The organism is Streptomyces sp. UNOB3_S3 (assembly GCF_020740895.1).
Lineage (GTDB): Bacteria > Actinomycetota > Actinomycetes > Streptomycetales > Streptomycetaceae > Streptomyces.
Window position 1 is genome coordinate 1 of sequence record NZ_JAILXP010000094.1, and the last position, 20,596, is coordinate 20,596.

The 20,596-nt window shown below is 74.4% G+C and carries 19 protein-coding genes and 1 pseudogene; 8 read left to right on the plus strand and 12 right to left on the minus strand.

The window, feature by feature from the left end; translation table 11 throughout:
• The 4 genes from K6I33_RS13055 to K6I33_RS13070 all read right to left on the minus strand — a co-directional run.
• Window positions 1-551: FAD/NAD(P)-binding protein (locus K6I33_RS13055; protein WP_229351193.1), on the minus strand; the 551-nt coding region annotated here is incomplete at its 3' end.
• 63 nt (window positions 552-614) lie between these two features.
• The gene (locus tag K6I33_RS13060) at window positions 615-1,139 is read right to left on the minus strand and encodes a DM13 domain-containing protein (RefSeq protein WP_229351195.1); all 525 of its coding nucleotides are present in this window, start codon (window positions 1,137-1,139) and stop codon (window positions 615-617) included.
• 113 nt (window positions 1,140-1,252) lie between these two features.
• Window positions 1,253-1,639: a hypothetical protein gene (locus tag K6I33_RS13065; protein WP_229351197.1), complete on the minus strand. Its 387-nt coding sequence runs from the start codon at window positions 1,637-1,639 to the stop codon at window positions 1,253-1,255.
• 68 nt (window positions 1,640-1,707) lie between these two features.
• Window positions 1,708-5,025 (minus strand): ALF repeat-containing protein, encoded by a 3,318-nt coding sequence (locus K6I33_RS13070; protein ID WP_229351199.1) that lies wholly within the window; start codon window positions 5,023-5,025, stop codon window positions 1,708-1,710.
• 455 nt (window positions 5,026-5,480) lie between these two features.
• Here K6I33_RS13070 and K6I33_RS13075 point away from each other — a divergent pair, with 455 nt between their 5' ends.
• A complete protein-coding gene (locus K6I33_RS13075) occupies window positions 5,481-5,969 on the plus strand; it encodes a hypothetical protein (RefSeq protein ID WP_229351201.1) in 489 nt (162 codons plus the stop codon).
• A 63-nt stretch (window positions 5,970-6,032) separates the two neighbouring features.
• Here the strand turns inward: K6I33_RS13075 and map are convergent, their stop codons facing one another.
• On the minus strand, window positions 6,033-6,800 hold the full coding sequence (gene map, locus K6I33_RS13080) for a type I methionyl aminopeptidase (protein ID WP_229351203.1): 768 nt from the start codon (window positions 6,798-6,800) through the stop codon (window positions 6,033-6,035).
• Between the two features lie 72 nt (window positions 6,801-6,872).
• Between map and K6I33_RS13085 the strand changes: the two genes are divergently transcribed.
• Window positions 6,873-7,151, plus strand: a complete 279-nt coding sequence (locus K6I33_RS13085) for a helix-turn-helix domain-containing protein (protein ID WP_229351205.1) — start codon at window positions 6,873-6,875, stop codon at window positions 7,149-7,151.
• Between the two features lie 18 nt (window positions 7,152-7,169).
• On the opposite strand, the gene K6I33_RS13090 is transcribed toward K6I33_RS13085, so the two are convergent.
• Together K6I33_RS13090 and K6I33_RS13095 are read right to left on the minus strand one after the other, a co-directional pair.
• Window positions 7,170-8,714 carry an AMP-binding protein gene (locus K6I33_RS13090; RefSeq protein ID WP_229351207.1) on the minus strand — a complete coding sequence of 515 codons (1,545 nt, stop codon included), beginning with the start codon at window positions 8,712-8,714 and terminating at the stop codon, window positions 7,170-7,172.
• A 54-nt stretch (window positions 8,715-8,768) separates the two neighbouring features.
• Entirely contained in the window at window positions 8,769-9,689 is a 921-nt protein-coding gene (locus K6I33_RS13095) for a LysR family transcriptional regulator (protein ID WP_229351209.1), read from the minus strand.
• Window positions 9,690-9,771: 82 nt separating this feature from the next.
• On the opposite strand from K6I33_RS13095, the gene K6I33_RS13100 reads away from it, so the two are divergent.
• Window positions 9,772-10,422: a MarR family transcriptional regulator gene (locus K6I33_RS13100; RefSeq protein WP_229351211.1), complete on the plus strand. Its 651-nt coding sequence runs from the start codon at window positions 9,772-9,774 to the stop codon at window positions 10,420-10,422.
• Window positions 10,423-10,518: 96 nt separating this feature from the next.
• On the opposite strand, the gene K6I33_RS13105 is transcribed toward K6I33_RS13100, so the two are convergent.
• From K6I33_RS13105 to K6I33_RS13115, 3 genes are all read right to left on the minus strand, one after another.
• Window positions 10,519-11,244, minus strand: a complete 726-nt coding sequence (locus K6I33_RS13105) for a B3/4 domain-containing protein (protein ID WP_229351213.1) — start codon at window positions 11,242-11,244, stop codon at window positions 10,519-10,521.
• Window positions 11,245-11,312: 68 nt separating this feature from the next.
• Complete coding sequence (locus K6I33_RS13110) at window positions 11,313-12,752, minus strand: PLP-dependent aminotransferase family protein (RefSeq protein WP_229351216.1); 1,440 nt, start codon at window positions 12,750-12,752, stop codon at window positions 11,313-11,315.
• Between the two features lie 86 nt (window positions 12,753-12,838).
• Complete coding sequence (locus K6I33_RS13115) at window positions 12,839-13,810, minus strand: GlxA family transcriptional regulator (RefSeq protein WP_229351218.1); 972 nt, start codon at window positions 13,808-13,810, stop codon at window positions 12,839-12,841.
• A 183-nt stretch (window positions 13,811-13,993) separates the two neighbouring features.
• On the opposite strand from K6I33_RS13115, the gene K6I33_RS13120 reads away from it, so the two are divergent.
• From K6I33_RS13120 to K6I33_RS13130, 3 genes are all read left to right on the plus strand, one after another.
• Window positions 13,994-15,085 (plus strand): PP2C family protein-serine/threonine phosphatase, encoded by a 1,092-nt coding sequence (locus K6I33_RS13120; protein ID WP_229351220.1) that lies wholly within the window; start codon window positions 13,994-13,996, stop codon window positions 15,083-15,085.
• 70 nt (window positions 15,086-15,155) lie between these two features.
• A complete protein-coding gene (locus K6I33_RS13125; protein ID WP_229351222.1) occupies window positions 15,156-16,550 on the plus strand; it encodes an MFS transporter in 1,395 nt (464 codons plus the stop codon).
• Window positions 16,551-16,591: 41 nt separating this feature from the next.
• The gene (locus tag K6I33_RS13130) at window positions 16,592-17,059 is read left to right on the plus strand and encodes a MarR family winged helix-turn-helix transcriptional regulator (protein WP_229351224.1); all 468 of its coding nucleotides are present in this window, start codon (window positions 16,592-16,594) and stop codon (window positions 17,057-17,059) included.
• Window positions 17,060-17,166: 107 nt separating this feature from the next.
• Here the strand turns inward: K6I33_RS13130 and K6I33_RS13135 are convergent, their stop codons facing one another.
• On the minus strand, window positions 17,167-17,730 hold the full coding sequence (locus tag K6I33_RS13135; RefSeq protein WP_229351226.1) for a hypothetical protein: 564 nt from the start codon (window positions 17,728-17,730) through the stop codon (window positions 17,167-17,169).
• Window positions 17,731-17,931: 201 nt separating this feature from the next.
• On the opposite strand from K6I33_RS13135, the pseudogene K6I33_RS13140 reads away from it, so the two are divergent.
• Together K6I33_RS13140 and K6I33_RS13145 are read left to right on the plus strand one after the other, a co-directional pair.
• A pseudogene (locus K6I33_RS13140) lies at window positions 17,932-18,288 on the plus strand (RNA-binding S4 domain-containing protein); the annotation flags it as partial.
• Between the two features lie 124 nt (window positions 18,289-18,412).
• Window positions 18,413-19,519: a hypothetical protein gene (locus K6I33_RS13145; RefSeq protein ID WP_229351230.1), complete on the plus strand. Its 1,107-nt coding sequence runs from the start codon at window positions 18,413-18,415 to the stop codon at window positions 19,517-19,519.
• Window positions 19,520-19,559: 40 nt separating this feature from the next.
• Here K6I33_RS13145 and K6I33_RS13150 read toward each other — a convergent pair whose 3' ends face one another.
• Window positions 19,560-20,555: a serine/threonine-protein kinase gene (locus K6I33_RS13150; protein ID WP_229351232.1), complete on the minus strand. Its 996-nt coding sequence runs from the start codon at window positions 20,553-20,555 to the stop codon at window positions 19,560-19,562.
• Window positions 20,556-20,596: the final 41 nt, after the last annotated feature.

Sequence of the window (20,596 nt, forward strand, 5' to 3'; positions counted from 1 at the left end):
GGGGAGTAGCGGGGGTGCCCGGTGAAGGCGGCGAAGCCGTCCGGGACGCGGGGGCGGGCGACGCCCGTGCAGACGACGACGGCGTCGGCGCGCAGCTCCCGGCCCGTGCTCAGCCGGATCGCGTCCGGCGCGATCGACTCGACCGCCGCCGGTACGTGGGCGACCTCGACGCCCAGGGCCTCGGCGGCCTTGCGGGCTTCGTCGAAGCGGTCCCGGCAGTACTCGGCCATCCAGGCCCGGGGCACGCAGTCGCGCGGGTCGACGGGCCGGCCGCGCCGCCGCAGGTACGCGACGAAGTCGGCGGGCTCGTCGGCGAGGAGGGAGTTGACCTCGGCGGCGCTGTTGCACAGCAGCAGCGGGTCGGTGTCGCCGAAGGCGAGGCCCCGGCCGACGGGGTTGGGGTCGACGATCCGGATGGACCGCACCCGCCCGGCGTTCCCCCGGCCGAGCGCGCGCACCAGGCACAGGAACACGCTGGTTCCCGCGACCCCGGCCCCCACGATCACCACATTGCGCGCCGCGTCCTGCCCGGCCCGCCCGCTCCGCCCCATGGGCACCTCCCTTTTCCCGTTCGCCCTCTCACCCTGCCCGGGCGGGGGCGCGGAAATGCGTGCTCACGCGCGGGTCAGGGCGGCGGCGCCGAAGGAGACGTCGAAGCGGTCGCACCAGATGCTCACGCTGGTATAGCGATTGAGGTCGAGGCCGGCGGGCAGGGCGTAGTTCTGGTCGCCCTTGTTGCCCTTGAGCTTGCCGAGGCTAACGTGGGCGCCCTTGTCGAAGACGAACCACCCGGCCCGGCCCTCCTTCACCGGGGCGTCGGTGATCAGGACGCGCAGGTCCGGGCCGTTGCTGGTGTCGAGGTTCTCCAGGCGCAGCGTGCGCGAGCCGTCGGGCAGCCGCAGGATCCGCACGGTGCCGCTCGTCGTGTGCTCATGGCTGATCAGCCGGCCGGTCGCCAGCGTGCGCGGCGCCTCGCCACGCCCGTCCCCGGCGGCGGTCGGCGCGGCCTCGCGCACGGTCTCGCTCACCCAGAGCTTCCACGGCTGGAACCAGTACGTCCCCGCGCCGGCCAGCACGAATCCGACGGCCAGCAGGCCGATGACCACCTTCTTGCTCAGCAGTCGCCGTACGCGTCCCATTTTTCCGCCTCCCGAAGCCGTTCCGTTCTCACAGGGGAAAACGGCGGGGAGGCGGGCCGGGGATCCGGATTTCCGATGACGAAAGTCTTACGCGGCAGTCTTACGCGGCAGTCTTACGCGGAGAACCAGGCGGCGAGCACGATCGCGCCCGCGCACGCACCGAGGAACTGCGCGTACATGCCGGGCGTCGGCTTCGGCGGTTCCACACCGGGGCGGCCGGCGCCGTCGAGGATCGCCTGCCTGATCGCCTTCCGGCGGCCCGCGAGGGCGAGGACGAGCGCCAGCAGCGCGGCGCTGTAGCAGGCGAGCGCCTGCTGCGCGTCCAGCCACCGGATCAGGGCGAGCACGGCCGCGGCCGCCGCCATCCAGGCCGGCGCGGTGCACAGCCGGACGGTGAGCCGCCGGTCCGGGAGCAGGACGGCGTAGAAGGCGATGTAGACCACTGTCGCGACGGCGGAGACGATCCACCAGACGGACAGGGGGAACGAAGGAGAGTGCATGGAGTGCCCCGGGATAGGACCGTGGGGCCCACATGGTGGGCCCCACGGCTGTGTGTCTTGAGGAATGGTCAGTCGAAGAGTCGTCTGAAGCCGGACTTCACGCTGTCGACGAGCTCGTTCGTCTTACGGGTGACGATGCCCAGGGCGCGGGCTCCGGGGCTCGCGCCCGGGCCGGTGTGCCCGTGCATGTACTCGTTGAGGGCGCTGCCGGCGCTGTGGAGGGCGTCGTCGAGGCGTCCCGTGGAGTAGTAGAAGAGGAATCCGCTGGCCGCTCCCGACACCATCGAGATGCCCTTGGTGATGCCCGCGGCGATCGTCGCGGCCTGACTGACGTAGGGAATGCCCTTCGGGACCTTCGAAAGCCAGCTCGCGAGGAATCCGGAGACGCCGCTCACGGTGCGGAGGTAGTTCGACCACCTCCGGGCCGTCTCGTGGTCGTCGCCGCTCCCGTTCGGGGCGGGGGCGACGGCGCTCGCGAGCACGAGGTCGTTCGCGGGGGTGTCGGCCGGGTCGACGCCCTTGGCGGTGTTCTCGCGGGCCTCCTGGGCGGCCTTGGCGGCGGCCGCCGCCTGCTCCGCCTGGTACTTCGCGGCGGCGATGCCCTTGGCCTCGGACGCGGCGGCGGATGCCGCCGCGGCGTCCCTGCCGGCGCTCGCGGCCGACTGGCGGGCGCTGGCCGCCGACGCCGCCGCGTTGGCGGCCGAGGCGGCCGCCTGCTGGGCCGAGTTCGTGGCCTGGTTGGCCGAGTAGTTGGCCTGGCGGGAGGCCCGCTGGGCGGTCGACGCGGCGTCCTTGGCCTTCTGCGCGGAGCTCGCGGCGGACGCCGCCGAGGTGTCGGCCTCCTGGGCCTTCTTCTGCGCCTCGGCGGCGTAGCCCTTGGCCTCGTCGGCCGAGGACCTGGCCTTGCCGGCCCACTCGCCGGCCTCCTGGGCCTTGTCCCGGGCCCTCGCCGCGACCTCGGAGGCGAGGGCGGCGTTCTCGTTCGCCGTGGCGGCCGCCTGGGCGGCGCCCGCGATCAGCGACCGCACGGAGGCCACGTGGGTGGCCGTGTCGGCGTCCATCTGGGCGGCCTTGTACTGGACCCGCGTCACGAAGTCGTGCTGCATGGAGGCGGGTCCGGCCATCGCGACCTGGGCGGCCGCCTTCACGGCCGCGCCGCCGTTGTTCATGATGGTGAGGGTGCGGACCCGGTCGTCCTCTTCGAGGGCGTCCTGGTAGCCGTTGAGGAGGAAGGCGTGCAGGGCCTTGACGCCGCCGTCCTTGATGGCCGCGCTGCCCGCGTCCTTGACGGCGTCGCCCGCGCCGTTCATCAGCTTGAGGACCTGGACCCGGTAGTCCTCGGCCTGGACGTCGTACGCGCCCTCGTCGAGGAACTTCTCCACCTGGCCGGGGTCTTTGCTCTCCAGCGCCTTCTGGGCCGCCTCGGCGAGCGTGGGCCCGCCGACCTTGGCGAGGAAGACGGCCTGGTCCCGGTTGTCCAGCTGCCGGGCCCGCTGGTACTCCGTCTTCACCCAGGTGACGACGTCGCTGTCCGTACCCGAGAGCGCGGTCTCACTGGCCTCGCGCGTCCAGGTGCCGGTGCTCCGCAGCAGGTTGACGGCGGCCTTGCGGCCCAGCTGGGCGGCGGACTTGGTGTCCTTGCCCGCGGCGGCCTTGGCCAGCAGGTCCTTGGTCGTCCCGTCGACGGCGTCGGCCTGCTTCTGCTGCGCGTTCACCTGGCCGCGCGCGTCCTGCTCGGCCTTCTTGCGGGCCTTGGCGTCCTCGATGCCGGCCTGCGTGTCCGCGTCGAGCTGGGCCTTCTCCGCGTCGCGGGCGAGCTGCTCGGTCTTCTGCGCCTGCGCCACCGCGCCGGACGCGGTCTTCGCGGCCTCGGCGGCGGCGTTGGCGTGCGCGGTGGCCTTGTCCGCCCAGTCCTGGGACTGGCCGGCCTGCGCGGCGGCCTCGTCGGCCGCCTGGGCGGCCTTCTCCGCGTGGTCGGCGGCGCCGTTGGCGTAGGTGTGGGCGTCGTTGGCGGCGTCGGCGGCGCGGGCCGCGAGCGACTGCGCCCGGTCGGACGCCTCCGTCGCCGCGGCGGCGGCGCCCCGGGCGGTGTTGGCGGCCTCACGGGCCCGGCGGGCCTGGGCGCTCGCCTGACCGGCGGCGCTGCCGGCGCTCGCGGCGGCGTCGGCCGCGGCGGCGGCGTTCCGCGCGGCGCGCGCGGCGGCGGCGCCCGAACGGCCCGCGCTGGCGCTGGCGTCGGCGGCGTCGGCGGCGGCCTTCGCGGCGGTACGGGCACCGGCGGCGGCGTTCCGCGCGGCCTGGGCGGCCTGCCGGGCCGCGGCGGCCTCGCCCGCGTTCCCGGCGGCGGCGGAGGCGGCGGAGTAGGCGCGGGCGGCGGCCCGGCCGGCGGCGGCCGCGGCCGAGGCGGCGGCCTGGGCGGCGTTCGCGGCCGTCCGCGCGGCGGACACCGCGGTGTTCGACGCGGAGATGGCCGTCCGCGCGGCGTCGGCGGCGCCCTCGGCCGCCGCGGCGGCGCGGTTGGCGGACTCGCCCGCCTTCTGGAGGTCGTCCTTGGCCGCCTCGGTCTCCGCGGCGGCCTTCTGCGCGGCCTCCTTGGCCTTCTCGGCCGCGTCCTCGGCCCGCTTGCCGGCCTCCTTGGCCGCCTCGGTCTCGGCCTTGGCGCGCTTGCCCGCGTCCTCGGCGACCTGGGCGAGCTGGGAGACGGTCAGGCTCTCCTGGTCCCGGGCCCGGCCCACGTGCTGACCGGTCTCGAGGAACTCCCGGCGGTCCTCGGGCGAACCCTTCAGGGCGCGGTCGCCGAGCTTCTTCACCTCCGGCCCGGCGTTGTTCATGACCTTCAGGACCTGGAAGCGGTCGTCCTCTTCCTGGGCCTCGGGCAGGCCCGTGCGGAGGAACGCCTCCAGGGCGTCGGCGGTGTTCTTCTTGAGCACCTGGTCGCCCGCGTCGCGGACCTCGTCCCCGGCGTTGTTCATCGCCATGAGGACGGCGGCGCGCTGGTCCTCCTCCAGCGGATCCTTGTACCCGGACTTCACGAACTCGTGGATGTCCGCGTCGGAACCGTTGAGGGCCTTGGAGGCGGCCGCGCGGACGCTGTCGCCCGAGGAGCTCAGCATCTTGAGCACGGCGAAGCGCTCGTCCTCGGCCCGGGCCCGGTCCTGCCCGGAGCGGAGGAACGTGGCGATGTCCCCGTCGGAGCCGAGGAGCGCCTTCTCCGCGGCGTCCTTCGTCGCCGAACCGCCGGCGCTCCAGGCCTCGACGACCTGGGCCCGGGCGTTCTCCGGCAGCGGCGGCCCGTCGGGAGTGGCGGGAACGGCGCCCGCCACGGTGGTCCCGAAGACGGTGGCGGCCAGGGTCAGTGCGGCGACAGCGATGAGTCTCGTGCGCATGGTCCCCCCGCGCGACGGACCCGCTATCGGTCTCTTGTCGGTCATATCCCCTCGAAAGTTGGCAGGCCATACCCGGCCTGTCGGGTGCGCAGCGGTCACCTCGGCGCACAGCGCATGATCGTAAGCGAACCGGCCGACATGGTTCGATACGGATGTGGAGCCTCAAGTTCCATAAAGGGCCGAGGAGATGACACACGGCGTCAGAGCAGGTCAGAGAGGGAGGACGGGCACCGGACCGACTTCCGGGACAAGCGACCCGGGTGATATCAATAGCTCGCTCGCCAGTCCGAGCACGGGGGAATGCGGACGGTTCGTCAGACAGCTGACGGCCGCCCGCCACTGGGGGGTACGACCGAACTTTCCGGTTCCTTGCCGGGCGGGCCTGCGTCCGTGCACGCAGTCGCGGCACGGCTTCACCCATCGCATCGCCGACCGAAAAGCAAGGAACCGAATCCATGCGTCTGTTCACCCGTACGCTCGCCGCCGGCGCCGTCGTGGCCGCCACCGTGCTGACCGGCGCCGCCACGGCCGTGGCCGACGAGATGCCGCCCTCCAACGTCGAGGACTTCGAGTACCCGAACGCCGACAAGGTCTTCCAGGAGCGCGGCATCAAGCTGAAGAGCGGCGACGGCCACCTCATGCTGGCCACCTGCGACAGCGAGCCCGGCCTGATCGAGATCATGGCCCAGGGCATGAAGCAGACCGACAAGGTCGGCCAGGGCCGGTTCTGCTTCCGCGTCACCGGCGCGTCCGGCTACCTGAGCCTGGAGATCCCCCGCGTCGTGGGCGGCATGGGCAACGACTACAACGTGAACGTCAGCATGGTGACCGGCGCCGAGCAGAAGTCCTTCGAGCTGGACAAGAACCGCTGGAAGCCGATCGGCAAGACCGCCGACGACCAGAACCGCGACTTCACCCTCGTCGAGATCGTGGCGAAGAAGTAGAAGTAGAGGAAGTCGTCGTGGCTCCCGGGGGAAGGCGCAGGCGCGTCTTCCCCCGGGAGCGCGTCACGGGAGGGTCAGGACGCGCGGTCCGTCGTCCGTGATGGCGACGGTGTGCTCGAAGTGGGCGGCGCGGCTGCCGTCGGCCGTGCACAGCGTCCAGCCGTCGGCGGCCGCGACGTAGTCGTCGCGGCCGCCCGCGATGAGCATCGGCTCGATCGCCAGGACCAGCCCGTGGCGCAGCGGGAGGCCGCGCCCGGCCCGGCCCCGGTTGGGGACGTGCGGCTCCTCGTGCATCTGGCGACCGATGCCGTGCCCGCCGAAGTCGGCGGGCATTCCCAGCCGGGCGGCCCGGGCGACGGCGCCGATGGCGTGGGAGATGTCACCGATGCGGTGGCCCACGGTGGCGGCGGCGATGCCCGCGTCGAGGGCGCGCCGGGTCGTCTCCATCAGCTCGAGGTCGCCCGGCCGGGGCGTGCCGACGGTGAAGCTGACGGCCGCGTCGCCGGTCCAGCCGTCCAGTACCGCGCCGCAGTCGACGCTGACGAGGTCGCCGTCGCGCAGCCGGTAGTCGTCGGGCACGCCGTGGACGATGGCGTCGTTGACCGACGCGCAGATCACCGCCGGGAAGGGCGTGGGCGCGAAGGACGGGTGGTAGCCGAGGAAGGGTGAGCGGGCCCCGGCCTTCTCCAGGACGTCACGGGCCACCCCGTCCAGCTCGCGCAGGCTCACCCCCACGGCCGCCGCCTCCTCGACGGCGGCGAGCGCGTGCGCCACGACGCGACCCGCCTCCCGCATGGCCTCCAAGGCCGTGTCCGTCTTCAACTCCACCATGGTGATCGACTCCCCACCCAGATAACCAATTCTTATACCGGTATTAGTATCACGCCCACTACGATCGTGGGCATGGTGAGGACTCCTCTGACCCCTTGGGAACGGCAGCGCGGCGAGCGGCTGGGCGAGCTGCTGCGCGAGGCCCGTGGCGAACGCAGCATGGTGGAGGTGGCGGCCCGCGCCGGGCTGTCCTCCGAGACCCTGCGGAAGATCGAGACCGGCCGGGCGCCGACACCGGCGTTCTTCACGATCTCGGCGCTGGCGAACGCGCTGGGACTGTCCATGGACGCCCTGGCCGGCGCCTGCGTCGCGGACCTGGACCCGATGGAGGAACAGCCGCTGACGGCCTGAGCCGGACACCGGCGCGTCTCAGCCCGCGAGCCGCTCCCGCAGCAGCCGCTTGTCCGGCTTGCCCGCCGCCGTCAGCGGAATGTCGGACACCAGGTGCAGGGCGCCGGGGGCGTAGAGGCGCCCCTTGCGGGCGGTGACGAAGTCCCGGATCTCCTCCAGCGAGGGCCGCTGCCCGGCGGCCGGCACCACGGCCGCGTGGACGTGCTCCACCGACTCCTCGTCCCGGCTGCCGAACACCGCGCACCGGGCGACGGCGGGGTGGCTCAGCAGCAACTCCTCCAGCTCCGTCGGATAGACGTGACCCCCGACCACCACGATCATGTCCTTGATCCGGTCCACGATGTAGAGGTAGCCGTCCTCGTCGAGATAGCCGACGTCGCCGGTGTGCACCCAGCCGTCCCGCAGCACCTCGGCGGTCAGCTCCGGCTGCTTCCAGTAGCCGGACATCACATGGGGCGTGCGCACCTGCACCTCGCCCCGCTCCCCGGGCGACAGGGTGGTGCCCTCGGCGTCCCGGATGGCGATCTCCACACCGGGCACGGCCCGGCCGACCGTGAGCTGCCCGCCGCTGCCGGTCACCTTCTGCTCCGCGGGGCCCGCCTCGGTGATGTGCTGCGCCTCGGCCTGCCCGTACAGGCCGTAGAGCACGGGCCCCAGGACGTCGGCCGCCTGCCGCAGCCTGGCCGCCGAGGCGGCGGTGCCGCCGTAGGAGATCCGGCTCAGGCTGGACAGATCGGTGCCGGGCAGGTCCGGGTGGTCCAGCAGCCGGTAGAGCATCGGCGGCAGCAGCCAGGTGTGGGTGACGCGCTCCCGTTCGATCGTGGCCAGCACGTCCCCGGGCTCGAAGCCGTCACGCAGGACCACCGAGCCGCCCTGACGGAGCGCCATGTCGACGAAGAGCCCGGCGAGATGGGCGAGCGCGGTGCACGCCAGGAAGCGTTGCGGGTCACCGGCGTCGGCGAACCGGTGGTCCACGCCGCTCCGGTACGAGCCATGGGACGAACGGATGCCCTTGGGGATGCCGGTGGTGCCGCCGGTGTGCCGGACGCACCAGTCGTCGTCCGGGCCCACCAGGCCGCCCATCGGCCGGGCGGGCCGACGGGCGGCCACGGCCAGGACGTCCTCGGCGAAGCCGCTCGGTCCCAGGGAGAGCACCGGGGGAACGCCGGCGATCTTCAGCAGCTCCTCGGCGGTGTCGTGCCGCCGGTCGTCCACCAGGAGGAGGGAACACTCCACGCTGTCCATGATGTGGGCCATGACCGGAGGGCTCATGCCCTCGTAGAGGCCGACGACCCGGGCGCCGGCCAGATTGGCGGCGTAGCGGGCGACGACGGCCTCGGCGGTGTTGCCGGTGAGCAGGGTGACCGTGGTGCCGCGGGCCACCCCGCGTTCCGCCAGCTCCCCGGCGAGCCGGAGCACCTGGTCCCGGAGCTCGCCCGCGCCGATCACCCGCCCCTCGGCCGTGGTGACGGCCGGCCGTCCGGGCCCCTCGGACAGGGTCTCGAGGACGGCCTCCACGTAGCTGCTGAAACCGCCGTCCTTGGTGTCGTCTCGCTGGCTCATCGCTGGTCTCCCTCGTCGGAACCGGTGGACGGACTCGACGCTAGTGGTAGCCCCTCATACCTTCCATGACCTGTTCTGCCATGAACTCATGGCTCCGGAGGCATGATCCGGACCCATGGCCAGCCGGCGGAAGTCCTCGGCGGCGGGGGAGAGGTAGGCGTCCCGGCGCCATACGAGGGTCAGCGTCCGGTGGCAGTCCGTCGCGTCCAGCCGCAGCCAGGCCACCGGGCTGTGCCCGCCGAGGGTCTGCCGCGCGACGGCGGGCATGAGGCCGAGGCCCAGTCCGGCGCCGATCAGCTCGGGGGTGGCGGCGGCCTCGTCGCCCTCGCAGACCACCCTCGGCGTGAGCCCCTCGCGGGCGAAGAGCCGCTCCAGCAGGGCGCGCTGCCAGTGGCCGGGGCGCGTGCTGACGAACTCCTCGTCCGCCAGCTCCGCCACCGTCACGCGCTCCCGCCCGGCCAGCGGATGCCCGGGTGGCACGGCCAGCAGTACCTCCTCCCGCACCAGCTCCACCGCACACAGCCCGGGGCCGGCCAGCGGCTGGGAGGCGACCGCGAAGTCCACCTCGCCGGAGCGCAGATGACGCCGCATCGAGTCCGGCGGCGCCTGGAACAGGCGCACCCCCACCCCGGGGCGGCGCGCGCGGAAGGCGGCCAGCACCCCGCCCAGCTGGACCAGGGTCTCGGCGGCGACGGCGACCCTCCCCGGCCCGTCGCCGGTGGCATCGGCGATCTCGCGCCGGGCGTCGTCGAGTTCCGCCAGCGCCCGCTCGACGCGGCGCAGGAAGGCCGCGCCGTGCTCGTTGAGCCGTATCCGGCGGCCCTGGCGGTCGAAGAGCGGAGTGCCGAGCTCCGATTCAAGCCGGATGATGGTCCGGCTCAGTGACGGCTGGGCGACGCGGAGTTCCTCGGCGGCCCGGCTGATGTGCTGATGACGGGCCACGGCCCGGAAATATCGCAGTGACAGGAGATCCATGACGGCAGTCTCGGACGGCAGTCTCGCGGAATGGGCCATTCGGCCGACCCGGTGCCGCGCCGGCCCTCCTAGCCTGGGCGGTATGTACCAGAACCAAGCACTCGTCGGCCGGACCGCCGCCGCGCTGCGGCTTCTGGACCGGCATCCGGAGGACGGCGTCACCGGGCGCCGGCTGACCGACACCCTCGACATCCCGCCCGTCGACGCCACGGCCCTGCTGCGGAGCCTGGAGGCGGAAGGACTGGTCCGGCAGGAACCGGACGGCGCCTTCCGGCTGGCCGGACCGCTCGGCGGGCCCGCCGCCGACTGCAACGACCTGCGCGCCGCCGCCATGAACTGGGCGGACAAGCTGGCCGCGCACAGCGGCATGAGCGTCCGCCTGGCGGTGGCGCACCCGGACGGGGCGCAGATCGTCCACCACGTCTTCCGCCCCGACAACAGTCCGCAACGCCTGGAGACGGGTGATGTGCGCCCCGCGACCGGTGCGCTGGCCCGGGCGCTGGCCGCGCCGCGCGATGGGCGTCTCGTCTACGCGACGGATACGGCTCGGGCCGGGACGGCGTCGCTGGCCATCGCGGTGCGGTGTCCTGGGCCGGAGCCTGTGGCTGGCGCCTTGAGCCTTATGGGCCCGCGCGATGCCCTGGATCCGGTGCGACCGGAGTCCCGGCGGTGCCGGGAGCTGTTGCGGGAGGCCGCGGACCGGATCGCGAGTGGGCTCGCCGCCGGGCGCTGAGGGGCCGCCGCGGGCCGGTGGAGGCTTGTCGCGCCCGCGCGGCGGAGCCGCATATCGACACTGTCCCGCGCCCCTTACGGGGCGCGGTAGCAGCGCTCAGCGGATCAGGCGCGAGAGCATCCTCGCCCCCGGGCTGCTGTCCGTGAGGGCCGTCGTCAGTGCGTCCCCGGCGGCCGTCAGTGCCTCGTCGTCCAGGGGGCCGAGGGCGTCGAGGATGAAGACGGCTCGCGTGGTGGTGAGGGTCAGGCGGGTGCGGGCGCACTGGCGCCAGTTCCAGCGGCGGCAGGTGACGCCGGCGTCGTCGCGCCAGACCACCTCGCCGGGCGGGCAGTGCTCGGTCACGCTCTCGCCGCCGCCCGTCGTCTCGAACGGCTCCTCGCCCGTGGCGCGGACCAGCCGGGCCGGGCCCCGGTAGTGGTCGAGGTCCTCGCCGCCCAGCGGCAGGACGTGGGCGACCGAGATCGCGTTGTAGATGTCGGTCAGCCGGTCCACCCGCGGCAGCCCCGCCGGCACGCGGCGCAGCAGCGCCTCCGCGCTGGGGCGGGTGCGCTGCGGCTTGGCGCCGAAGGCGCGGAACGCCTCGCGCCAGGCGGCCAGGTGGGGGTGGTCCTCGGGCGCCGTGCGGGCGAGCCACTCGCGGGCGGTCTCCTCCGCCCCGGCGAGCAGCTTCTCGCTGACGTCGTCGCCGGGGCCGGGGGCCAGGCCCTCCGCGACGACGACCAGGGCCCGGTAGTCGGGGCGCAGCTCCCGTACGGCCGGGTCGATGCCCACGGCCTCGAGCCAGGCCCCGATGTCGGCGGTGTCGACGGTGCCGGTTGTCATGGTTGCTCCTCGGGTCGATACGGTTCCTCGGACCCTTCAGAGCAACATCATGAACCAAAGGGTTCTGTTTACTGTACCCCGTCCGTCGGTGGCAGCGCCCCGCACAGCGCCTCCAGCGCCCCCGCGAAGGTGTGCTCGGGCGGTGTGCCGTACCCCACGACCAGGCCGTCGCCCGGCACCCCGGCCGCCTCCCCGTACCGGTAGCTCCCGAGCCCCTCCACGGCCAGCCCCTGCCGGGCGGCGGCCTGGACGACGGACCGTTCCGTGCCCGGCGGGAGCTCCAGCACCGCGTGGAGCCCGGCCGCTATCCCGGTGACCCGGACGTGCGGGGCGGACTCGGCGAGGGCCGCGACGAGCCGGTCGCGGCGCCGCCGGTAGTGGCGGCGCATCCGGCGGACGTGGCGGTCGTAGGCGCCCGAGGTGATGAACTCGGCGAGGGCCAGCTGCTCCAGGGCGCTCGTCCAGGATTCCCGTTCGCCCTTCGCCTCCAGCACCGCGTCCACGAGGTGCCCCGGCAGCACCATCCAGCCCACCCGCAGCGCGGGGGAGAGGCTCTTGCTGACTGTGCCGAGGTAGACGACCCGCTCGGGGTCGAGGCTCTGGACGGCCCCGACGGGGTGGCGGTCGTAGCGGAACTCGCCGTCGTAGTCGTCCTCCAGGACCAGCCCGCCGGACGTCCGCGCCCAGTCGACGAGCGCGACACGTCGCCCGGGGTGGAGGGGCCCGCCGGTCGGGAACTGGTGGGCGGGGGTGAGCAGGGCCGTGCTCGCGCCGGTGGCGGGCAGCAGGTCGACGCGCGCGCCGTGTTCGTCGATGGGGAGGGTGGCCGTCCGCAGCCCGGCCCCGGTGAGGAGGCCGCGGTGGAAGCCGAGCCCGTACGACTCCACGGCGACCGTCCCCTCCAGCACCCGGCCCAGCAGCCGCAGGGCGCCCGCGAAGCCGGCGCAGACGACTATGCGTTCGGGGTCGGTCCGCACGCCGCGTGCCCGGGCGAGGTAGTCGGCGAGGGCGCGGCGCAGCTCGACGCGGCCCCGGGGGTCGCCGGGGCCGAAGGCCTCGCTGGGCGCGGCGGTCAGGGCGCGGCGGGTGGCGGCGACCCACGCGGCGCGGGGGAAGGCGGCCGCGTCGGGGGTGCCCTGCACCAGATTGTGCACGGGGCCCTGGGGCCGGGTGAGGGCCATGGGGCGCCGGGGGTGCTCGGCGCGGGGCGGTTCCGCCCGGTGGGCGACGCGGGTGCCGGAGCCCTGCCGGGCGGTGAGCCAGCCCTCGGCGACGAGTTCGGCGTACGCGTCGGCGACGGTGTTGCGGGCCACGCCCAGGTCGGCGGCGAGGGAACGGTAGGGAGGGAGCCGGGTGCCGGGCGCCAGCCGGCCCGTGCGGACGGCGTCGCGCAGGGCCCGTATCAGCGCGCCGCGCCGCCCGCCGGGGCCGTCCGGCAGCTCGAGGTGGAGATCGCCGCCGGGACCGCCCACAGCCGTCCCACCGGCGGGACCAGCGGAATTGATCATCGAATTCACTGGTGCATTGCACCATGGGGCCGGCCGGCACGGCCCGACGGCCGGTGGTGGCACCGAGCAGGGGGATCAGGCCCGGATCAGGCCCGGCGGAAGCGGTCGCGGTACGCGGCCGGGGACACCCCCGTCTCGCGGACGAACGCGCGGCGCATCGTCTCGACCGTGCCGAAGCCGCACTGCCCCGCGATGGTGTCGACGCTGTCGGGCGTGCTCTCCAGCAGGGCCCGCGCGGCGGCGACCCGGGCCCGCTCGACGTACGCGCCGGGGCTGGTGCCCACCTGCTGGCTGAACAGCCTGCTGAAGTGGCGCCGGCTCATGCCCAGGCGCCCGGCGAGCGTGGGTACCGACAGGTCCCCCGAGGGGTGGGCGTCGATGTCCTCGACCAGGTCGCGCAGGGCGCCCCCGCGCGGCGGGTCGCCGCGCGTCCAGGTGCTGAACTGGGACTGCCCGCCGGGACGCTGTATGAAGACGACCAGGAACTTGGCGACGGCACGGGCCGCCTCCGGGCCGAGGTCGTCCTCCAGCAGCGCCAGGGTGAGGTCGATCCCGGCCGTTACCCCGGCCGAGGTCACGACCGTCCCGTCGCGGACGAAGATGGAATCCGGCTCGACCGACACGGCCGGGTAGCCCGCGGCCAGTTCGGAGCAGAACGCCCAGTGCGTGGTGGCCCGCCGCCCGTCCAGGAGGCCGGCCTCGGCCAGCACGAACGCCCCCGTGCACACCGAGCCCGTCCGGCGCGCCCCGGTGGCGAGCCGCCGTACGTGCCGGACCAGTTCGCGGTCCGACGCGGCGGCGGCGTAGCCCCGTCCGCCGGCCACCATCAGGGTGTCCGGCGGCTTGCGGATCCGGGTCAGGTCCGCCGAGACGCCCAACTGCGCCTCGGCGGAGGTGGATACGGGCCGGCCGCCCAGCGAGGCCAGCCGGACCCGGTAGCCGCCGTCCGCCTCGCCGCCGGCCCGGTCGAGGACGTCCAAGGGCCCCGCGACGTCCAGCAATTGCACTCCGTCGTACACGACGATCAGGACGTCGCGCGTCACCACCTTGCCGCTCACAGGCCCATCATCGAGCGCCGCCCCGGGGCCGCACCGCCGAACGGGTCAGCGATCACCTTTATGGAGTAATGTCCTTTTTTCTGGGCATAAGACGGTCTATGCCATGGGCGGCCGTCCGGCGCGGGCGGCGCCCGGCCGGTGCGGTTGCGGCGCCCCGCCCGGCACCTAGGGTGGAAGGCAGCCATGAAGCGAGACCCCGGTCCCGATGTGCCGGGGGCGGCCCCGGCGCTGCCCCGCGGTGTGCACCCGCTCGTCGCGGCGGCCTACGCGCTGCTCGTCGCCGCCGTCGCGATGGACCTCGCCGACAACCCCTCGCTGACCTTCTCCCCGGTGCTGGCCACCGCGCCCGCGCTCGCCGGTCTCGGCACCCGCAGTGCCCGCGTCCCGCTCGTGACCGGGCTGATCGCGCTGCTGCTCGTCGCCCCGCTGGCCCTGGCCGACCCCGGCGTCGCCCTGTCCGTCCACCTCACGGCCGGGGCCACCATCCTGGCCATCACCTGCGTCTCCACCGCCAACGTCGTCCTCGTCTCGACCCGCGAGCGCCAGCTGCTCCAGACCCGCTCGGTCGCCGAGGCCGCCCAGCGCGCCCTGCTGCGCCCCGCGCCGGAGCGGATCGGCGGCCTGCGGATCGCCGTGCGCTACGCCTCGGCGGCGGCCGAGGCGCACGTGGGCGGCGATCTGTACGAGGTGCTGGGCACCCCGTACGGGACGCGGCTGCTGCTCGGCGACGTACGGGGCAAGGGGCTGGGCGCCGTCGAGACCGCCGCCGACGTCCTCGGCACGTTCCGGGAGGCCGCCCAGGTCGAGCCGGTCCTGGGCGAGGTGGCGCGGCGGCTGGACGCCACCGTCGTCCGGCGCGGGGCCGGCGAGGAGTTCGTGACGGCCGTGCTCCTCGGGGTGCCGGTGCAGGGCGGCCCGGCGGAGCTGGTCGACTGCGGGCATCTGCCGCCGCTGCTGTGGCGCGAGGGCGAGGTCACCGAGATCCAGTCGCCCACGCCCGACCCGCCGCTGGCGCTGCGGCAGATGGACCCCGGCCCGTACTACCTCCTGCGCACCCCCTTCGTGCCCGGCGACACGCTCGTGCTCTACACGGACGGGGTGACGGAGGCCCGTGACGCCGCCGGGCGCTTCTATCCGCTGGGCGAGCGGCTGGCGGCGCTGCCCGAGCTGACGCCGGGGCATCTGGCGGACCGGATCATGGCCGATCTGCGGGATTACACGGGGGGTGAGCTGACGGACGACGCGGCGCTGCTGATCGTCCGCAGGGAGCGGTGACCGTCGGCTCCCGGCGCAAAAAAGAAAGCCAACCTTGCAAGGTAAGCTTCCAAAAAGCTAGCCTTGCCCTATGCCGCTTCCCTCGTCCGGGTCTCCCGGATCCATAGGCTTCGGCCCCCGTTTCGTGGCGCCGATCGTCATCGGGTCGATGCTCAACCCGGTCAACTCGACCATGATCTCCACGGCCCTCGTCCCCATCGGCCGCGCGCTCGGCACGGGTGCGGCCGGCACCGCCTGGCTGGTCTCCGGCCTCTACGCGGCCAGTGCCGTCGCCCAGCCCGCGATGGGCAAGGTCGCCGACCGGTTCGGCCCCCGCCGGGTCTACGCGGCCGGGCTGGTCCTGGTGGGCCTGGCCGGGCTCGCCGGGCTGCGGGCGGGCTCGCTGGGCCAGCTGATCGCGGTCCGGGTCGCCCTGGGGGTGGGGACCTCCGCCGCCTATCCCGCAGCCATGGCCATGATCCGCGCCCAGTCCGCCCGCCTCCGGCGGGAACCGCCGGGCGGCGTCCTCGGCGCCCTCACCATCGCCGGCCTCGCCAGCGCGGCGGTCGGCCCGGCCCTCGGCGGACTGCTGACCGGGCTCGCCGGATGGCGCTCCATCTTCGTCGTCAACCTCCCGCTCGCGGCGGTGGGACTCCTGCTCACCCTGGCCTGGCTGCCCAAGGACACCCCGCGCCCGGCCGGCGAACGGGAGTCCGCCTGGACGGCCCTCGACCCGCTGGGCGCCACCCTGTTCGCCGGGACCACCCTGCCCGCCGTGCTCTTCCTGATGCGCCTCGACCACCCCCGGTGGTCCCTGCTCGCACTGGGCGGCGCGCTCGCGGCGGCACTCGTCGCCTGGGAGCTCAGGGCCCGCCGCCCCTTCCTCGACCTGCGGATGCTCGCGGCCAACCGCCCACTGGTGCGCACCTACGTCCGCTACGCCACGGCCTTCCTCGTCCTCTACTGCGTCCTCTACGGCTATACGCAGTGGCTCGAGGAGTCCGCGGGCCACTCGACGACGACCACGGGACTGCTGATGCTGCCGATGTCGGTGGTGGCGGCCGTGGCCTCCTGGCTGGGCTCGCGCCGCAAGCGGGTGCGCGGACCGCTGCTCCTGGGCACCGGCGCGATGGTGGTGGCCACCGGGGTGCTGCTGTGCGCCGGGCCGGACAGCCCCGTACTGCTCCTCGTCGTCCTCGGCGCCCTCTTCGGGCTGCCCAACGGCCTGAACGCCGTGGGCAATCAGACCGCCCTGTACGCCCAGGCCCCCGCCGAGCAGACGGGCACCGCCGCCGGTCTCTTCCGTACCGCGCAGTACACGGGCGCCATCGCCGCCTCCAGCCTGATCGGCCTGTTCTACGGGGACCGCGCCTCGACGTCCGGGCTCCACGCCATCGCCCTCGTCCTGGGCGCGCTGAGCGTGGTCCTGCTGCTGGCGACCCTGGCGGACCGCGACCTGCCGCGCGGGCGGGAGCGGACGGGATGAGCCGTCGACGGAGGCCCACGGTCGAAAGGTACCCTTGCTTGATGAAGGACCGAGAGCAGCCCCCCGCCGCCCCCGCCCCGTCCGCCGAACTGGCCGAGGCGGCCGCCCGGCTCCGTGTGCTGACAGGGCAGTTGATGCGCCGTCTGCGCGCGGCCTCCGAGGGCACGGACGTGACGCTGTCCCAGGCCTCCGCCCTCAGCAGGCTCGACCGCGAGGGGCCCGCCACCACCGTGGCCCTGGCCCGCGCCGAGCGCGTACGCCCCCAGTCGATGGGCGCGACCCTCGCCGCCCTGGAGGTAGCCGGCCTCGTCGAGCGCTCCCCGCACCCCAGCGACCGCCGCCAGGCCATCATGTCCCTCACCGGCCAGGGCCGCGTCCGGCTCGCGGAGGTCCGCCGGGAGCGCGAGGGCTGGATCGCCCGGGCCCTGGCGGAGCGGCTGGACGAGCGCGAGCAGGCCGTGGTCGTCGAGGCGCTCGGCCTGCTCGCCCGCCTGGCGGAGGAGGAGTGACGGACAGCCTCGCTCCGGCAGCGAAATCCCCGCCGGGGTGAGGCTTTTGCGGCGATTCCCGTGAGGGGACGCGCTGCCTGACGGCCCTGTGGGAGCAGCGGGCCGGCCTACCCTCCCGTCACCTGTGTGCTCGCCGCCACGGGCGCGCTGCCGGAGACCGCGCACTCCACCGTCACGCCGAAGACGTGCACCTTCGCCGTGCCGGGGGTGAAGGTCGTGGTGCCGGCGGTGTCGAGCTTGACGGAGGCCGTGCCGCCGGTGAGGGTCACGCCCGAACCGCTGGGCACCGGGTCGGGGTTGGTGAAGCCGGTGGCCGTCACGGTGCCGGACGAGGCGCCGCCGAGGGTGAGGTCGAGCTCGCCGGTGACGGCCTGCGCGGGGACGCTGATCGGTACCTTCAGCTGGGTGCTGGCCTCAAGAGTGAGGTCCGCCGTGCCGCCCTGCGGGACGCTCGCCGGGGCGGTCACGGTGACCTGGAGCGACTGGACGTCGCCGGGGGCGCCCGGGCCGGTGCAGGTGTAGCTGACGGACACGGTGTCCGCCGCGGCGGACGGCGCGCCCAGGCCGAGGCCGGCGCTCGCGAGGGCGGCCACGAAGGCCGCGGCGGCCGCGGCCCGCCGCCGACGCCGGTTGCCGGTGACCGTGTTTCCCGAGCCGATGGATGTGTTCATCGCCGTGCTCCCTTCCGGCCGGGAGCGGCCTCTTCGGCCACCGCCGGCTGCGAAGAGCGGGGGTTGAGGTGAACACGACATCAGTGCCACGGGGAGGTGCAGAAGTCAACGGACTCCCGGGGTCCGGCGGGGGAACGCCGACGGTAACCGGCCATGTCGGTGGGGTCCCCTAGGCTTGCGGGCATGGAGACAGCGGAAGGGGCGGTACGGATCGACGCCTGGATCTGGTCCGTACGGCTCACCAAGACACGTTCGATCGCCGCCACGGCCTGCCGCGCCGGGCACGTCCGGCTCAACGGCGAGCGGGCCAAGCCCGCCCAGACCGTGAAGCCCGGGGACGAGGTACGGCTGCGGCAGGAGGGCCACGAACGGGTCGTGGTCGTCAAGCGGCTCATCCGCAAGCGCGTCGGCGCGCCCGTCGCCGTCGAGTGCTACGAGGACAACAGCCCGCCGCCACCGCCGCGCGAGGCCGTCGCCCCCGCCGGTGTCCGTGACCGGGGCGCGGGCCGGCCGACGAAGCGCGACCGGCGCGAAATGGAGCAGCTGCGCGGCCACTGACGGAAAACGTGGGATTTCCGTTCCTCGTGGGGAACCATCAGCTGTGGACGGCCCTCTCTGAGGCCGGACGCGTACACACGTACGCCGAGCACGGGATACACACCCACATCGCGGGGGGCGGTACATGACATTCAAGGTCGCGCAGCGGCGGTCGTCGGCGGCACGGAAGGCCACGGCCAGAACGGCGGCGGTGCTGGCCGCCGGGCTGGCGCTCGTCCTGGGCGCGGCGGCGCCGGGCCAGGCCGCCGGCACCACGCCGGCCGGGGGCGCCGCCCCGGCCGGGCCCGGCTGTGACAGCGCGGAGCGGGCCGGCGCCGTGAGCGCCGCGCCCGCGTGGGCCGCGGCGCACCAGCCGGCGCCGGTGCCGGCCCTCACCGGGACCGCCGCGCAGAACTTCGCGTACAGCCTGCCGGGCCAACTGCCCATCGGGCTCTGGTCGGACTCCGGCGTCACCCTGCGCACGCCCGTCACCAAGGGCACGGTCCGCCTGGACGTCAGCAGCAAGGGCTTCAGCACCGACTCCCTGACGGTGCAGCGCTACGAGCCGCGCGCCCACCGCTGGGTCGACCTGGACAGCAAGCCGGGCTCCGGCTCCTTCCCCACGCGCGGCGTCCTCACCTTCCCGGTGTCCGCGCCGGACGCGAGCATCGAGCACCCGGTGGCCATCGCCCTGCGGCTCCAGGACCTCGACCGGCCCGGCACCCTCACGGTCGCCGCCTCCCTCGACGACGGCCGGGGCCACACCTACCGCGCCCCCGCCCGTACCGCCGAGGCCACCCGGCCGAAGGTCACCGTGACCGGCTGGGACCGGAACGCCACCCTGCGGCGCGGCGGGACGGGGCGCGCCGTCACCGTCATGGTGAAGAACACCACCGACCGGGCCTACCCCGCACTGAGCGGCGCGTACTTCGCCTACGGCGCGGGCGGCTCGCACGCCCTGACGCCCAAGGACCTGACGCTGTCCCAGTACCGTTCCGGCCGGGGCTGGGTGCGCGTCCCGCTGGTCGCGGGCGGCTGCGACCCGGGCATGAGCGCCGCCCTGCTGCCCACCGGCGGGAAGCGCGTGCTCGCCCCCGGTGAGACGGCCGTCTACCGGCTGAAGGTCGCCGTCGCCCGGTCCGCCCCGCGCGATGTGACCCACGCGGACGCGGGATTCACCGTCGGCAACGGTGACGCGTCCTTCCACTCCCAGCAGCTGCCGTTCACGATTCCCGGCGGCGGCCAAGGGTAGTGACCGGCACCGACCCGGACCCCGGCGGTGCGCGGCCGCCTCAGCCCGCGCCCCGCCCGGGCGGTCCGGGGAAGACCACCGCCGCCCAGTCCGGCGGGGGAGGCGGCGGCGCCGCTGCCGCCTCCGGCGCCGGACCCGCCCGCCCCGTCCGCCGCAGCGCGGTCACGAACCGCAGACAGCTGTCGAAACGGTCGTCGGGTGCCTTGGCCAGCGCCGTAGCCAGGACGTCGTCGACGCCCGTGGGCAGCCCCGGCAGCAGCTCCGACAGCCGTGGCGGTGGCTCGTACTGATGGGCCCACAGCAGCGCCATGTCGTCCTCGCGCCGGAACGGTGGCGCCCCCGTCAGCATCTCGAAGACGACGCAGGCCAGGCTGTAGACGTCGCACCGCCCGTCCACCGGCTTGCCCGAGATCTGCTCCGGCGCGACGTAGTCCAGCGTGCCGACGAACTGGCCCACCCTCGTGTAGCCGGTCAGCGACAGGGACTTCTTCGTGAGCCCGAAGTCGGTGAGGTAGACGTGCTCGGGGTGGTCGGCGTCGGTGCCCTCGGCGACGAGGATGTTGCCGGGCTTGACGTCCCGGTGGACCAGGTCGTGGGCGTGCGCGGCGTCCAGGGCGGAGGCGACCTGGCCGGCGATCCGGGCGGTGACGGGCAGGGACAGCGGGCCCTCGCGGTCGAGGAGGGCCCGCAGATCCTGGCCGGGGACGTAGCGCATGGCGATATAGAGGACGCCCTCCACCTCACCGGCCTCGAACACCGGCACGATGTGGGGGTGGTCGATGGCGGCGGCCACCCTCGACTCATGGCTGAAGCGGCGGCGGAAGGTGTCGTTGCGGGCGAGCTCCGGTGCGAGGAGCTTGAGGGCGACAGTGCGGTCCAGGCGGAGGTCCGTGGCACGGTAGACGACGGCCATGCCGCCCCGGCCGATCTCGCTCTCGACGCGGTAGCCCGCGATCTGATGCCCTATCAGGCCCCCGGGCCCGGCCCCGAGCGACACATCGGGCCGTGCCGCCCGGCCCTCCTCACCGCCGGCCATCACCGGCCCCCGCCGTCAGGCCGCCCGGGCCGGGACCCGCC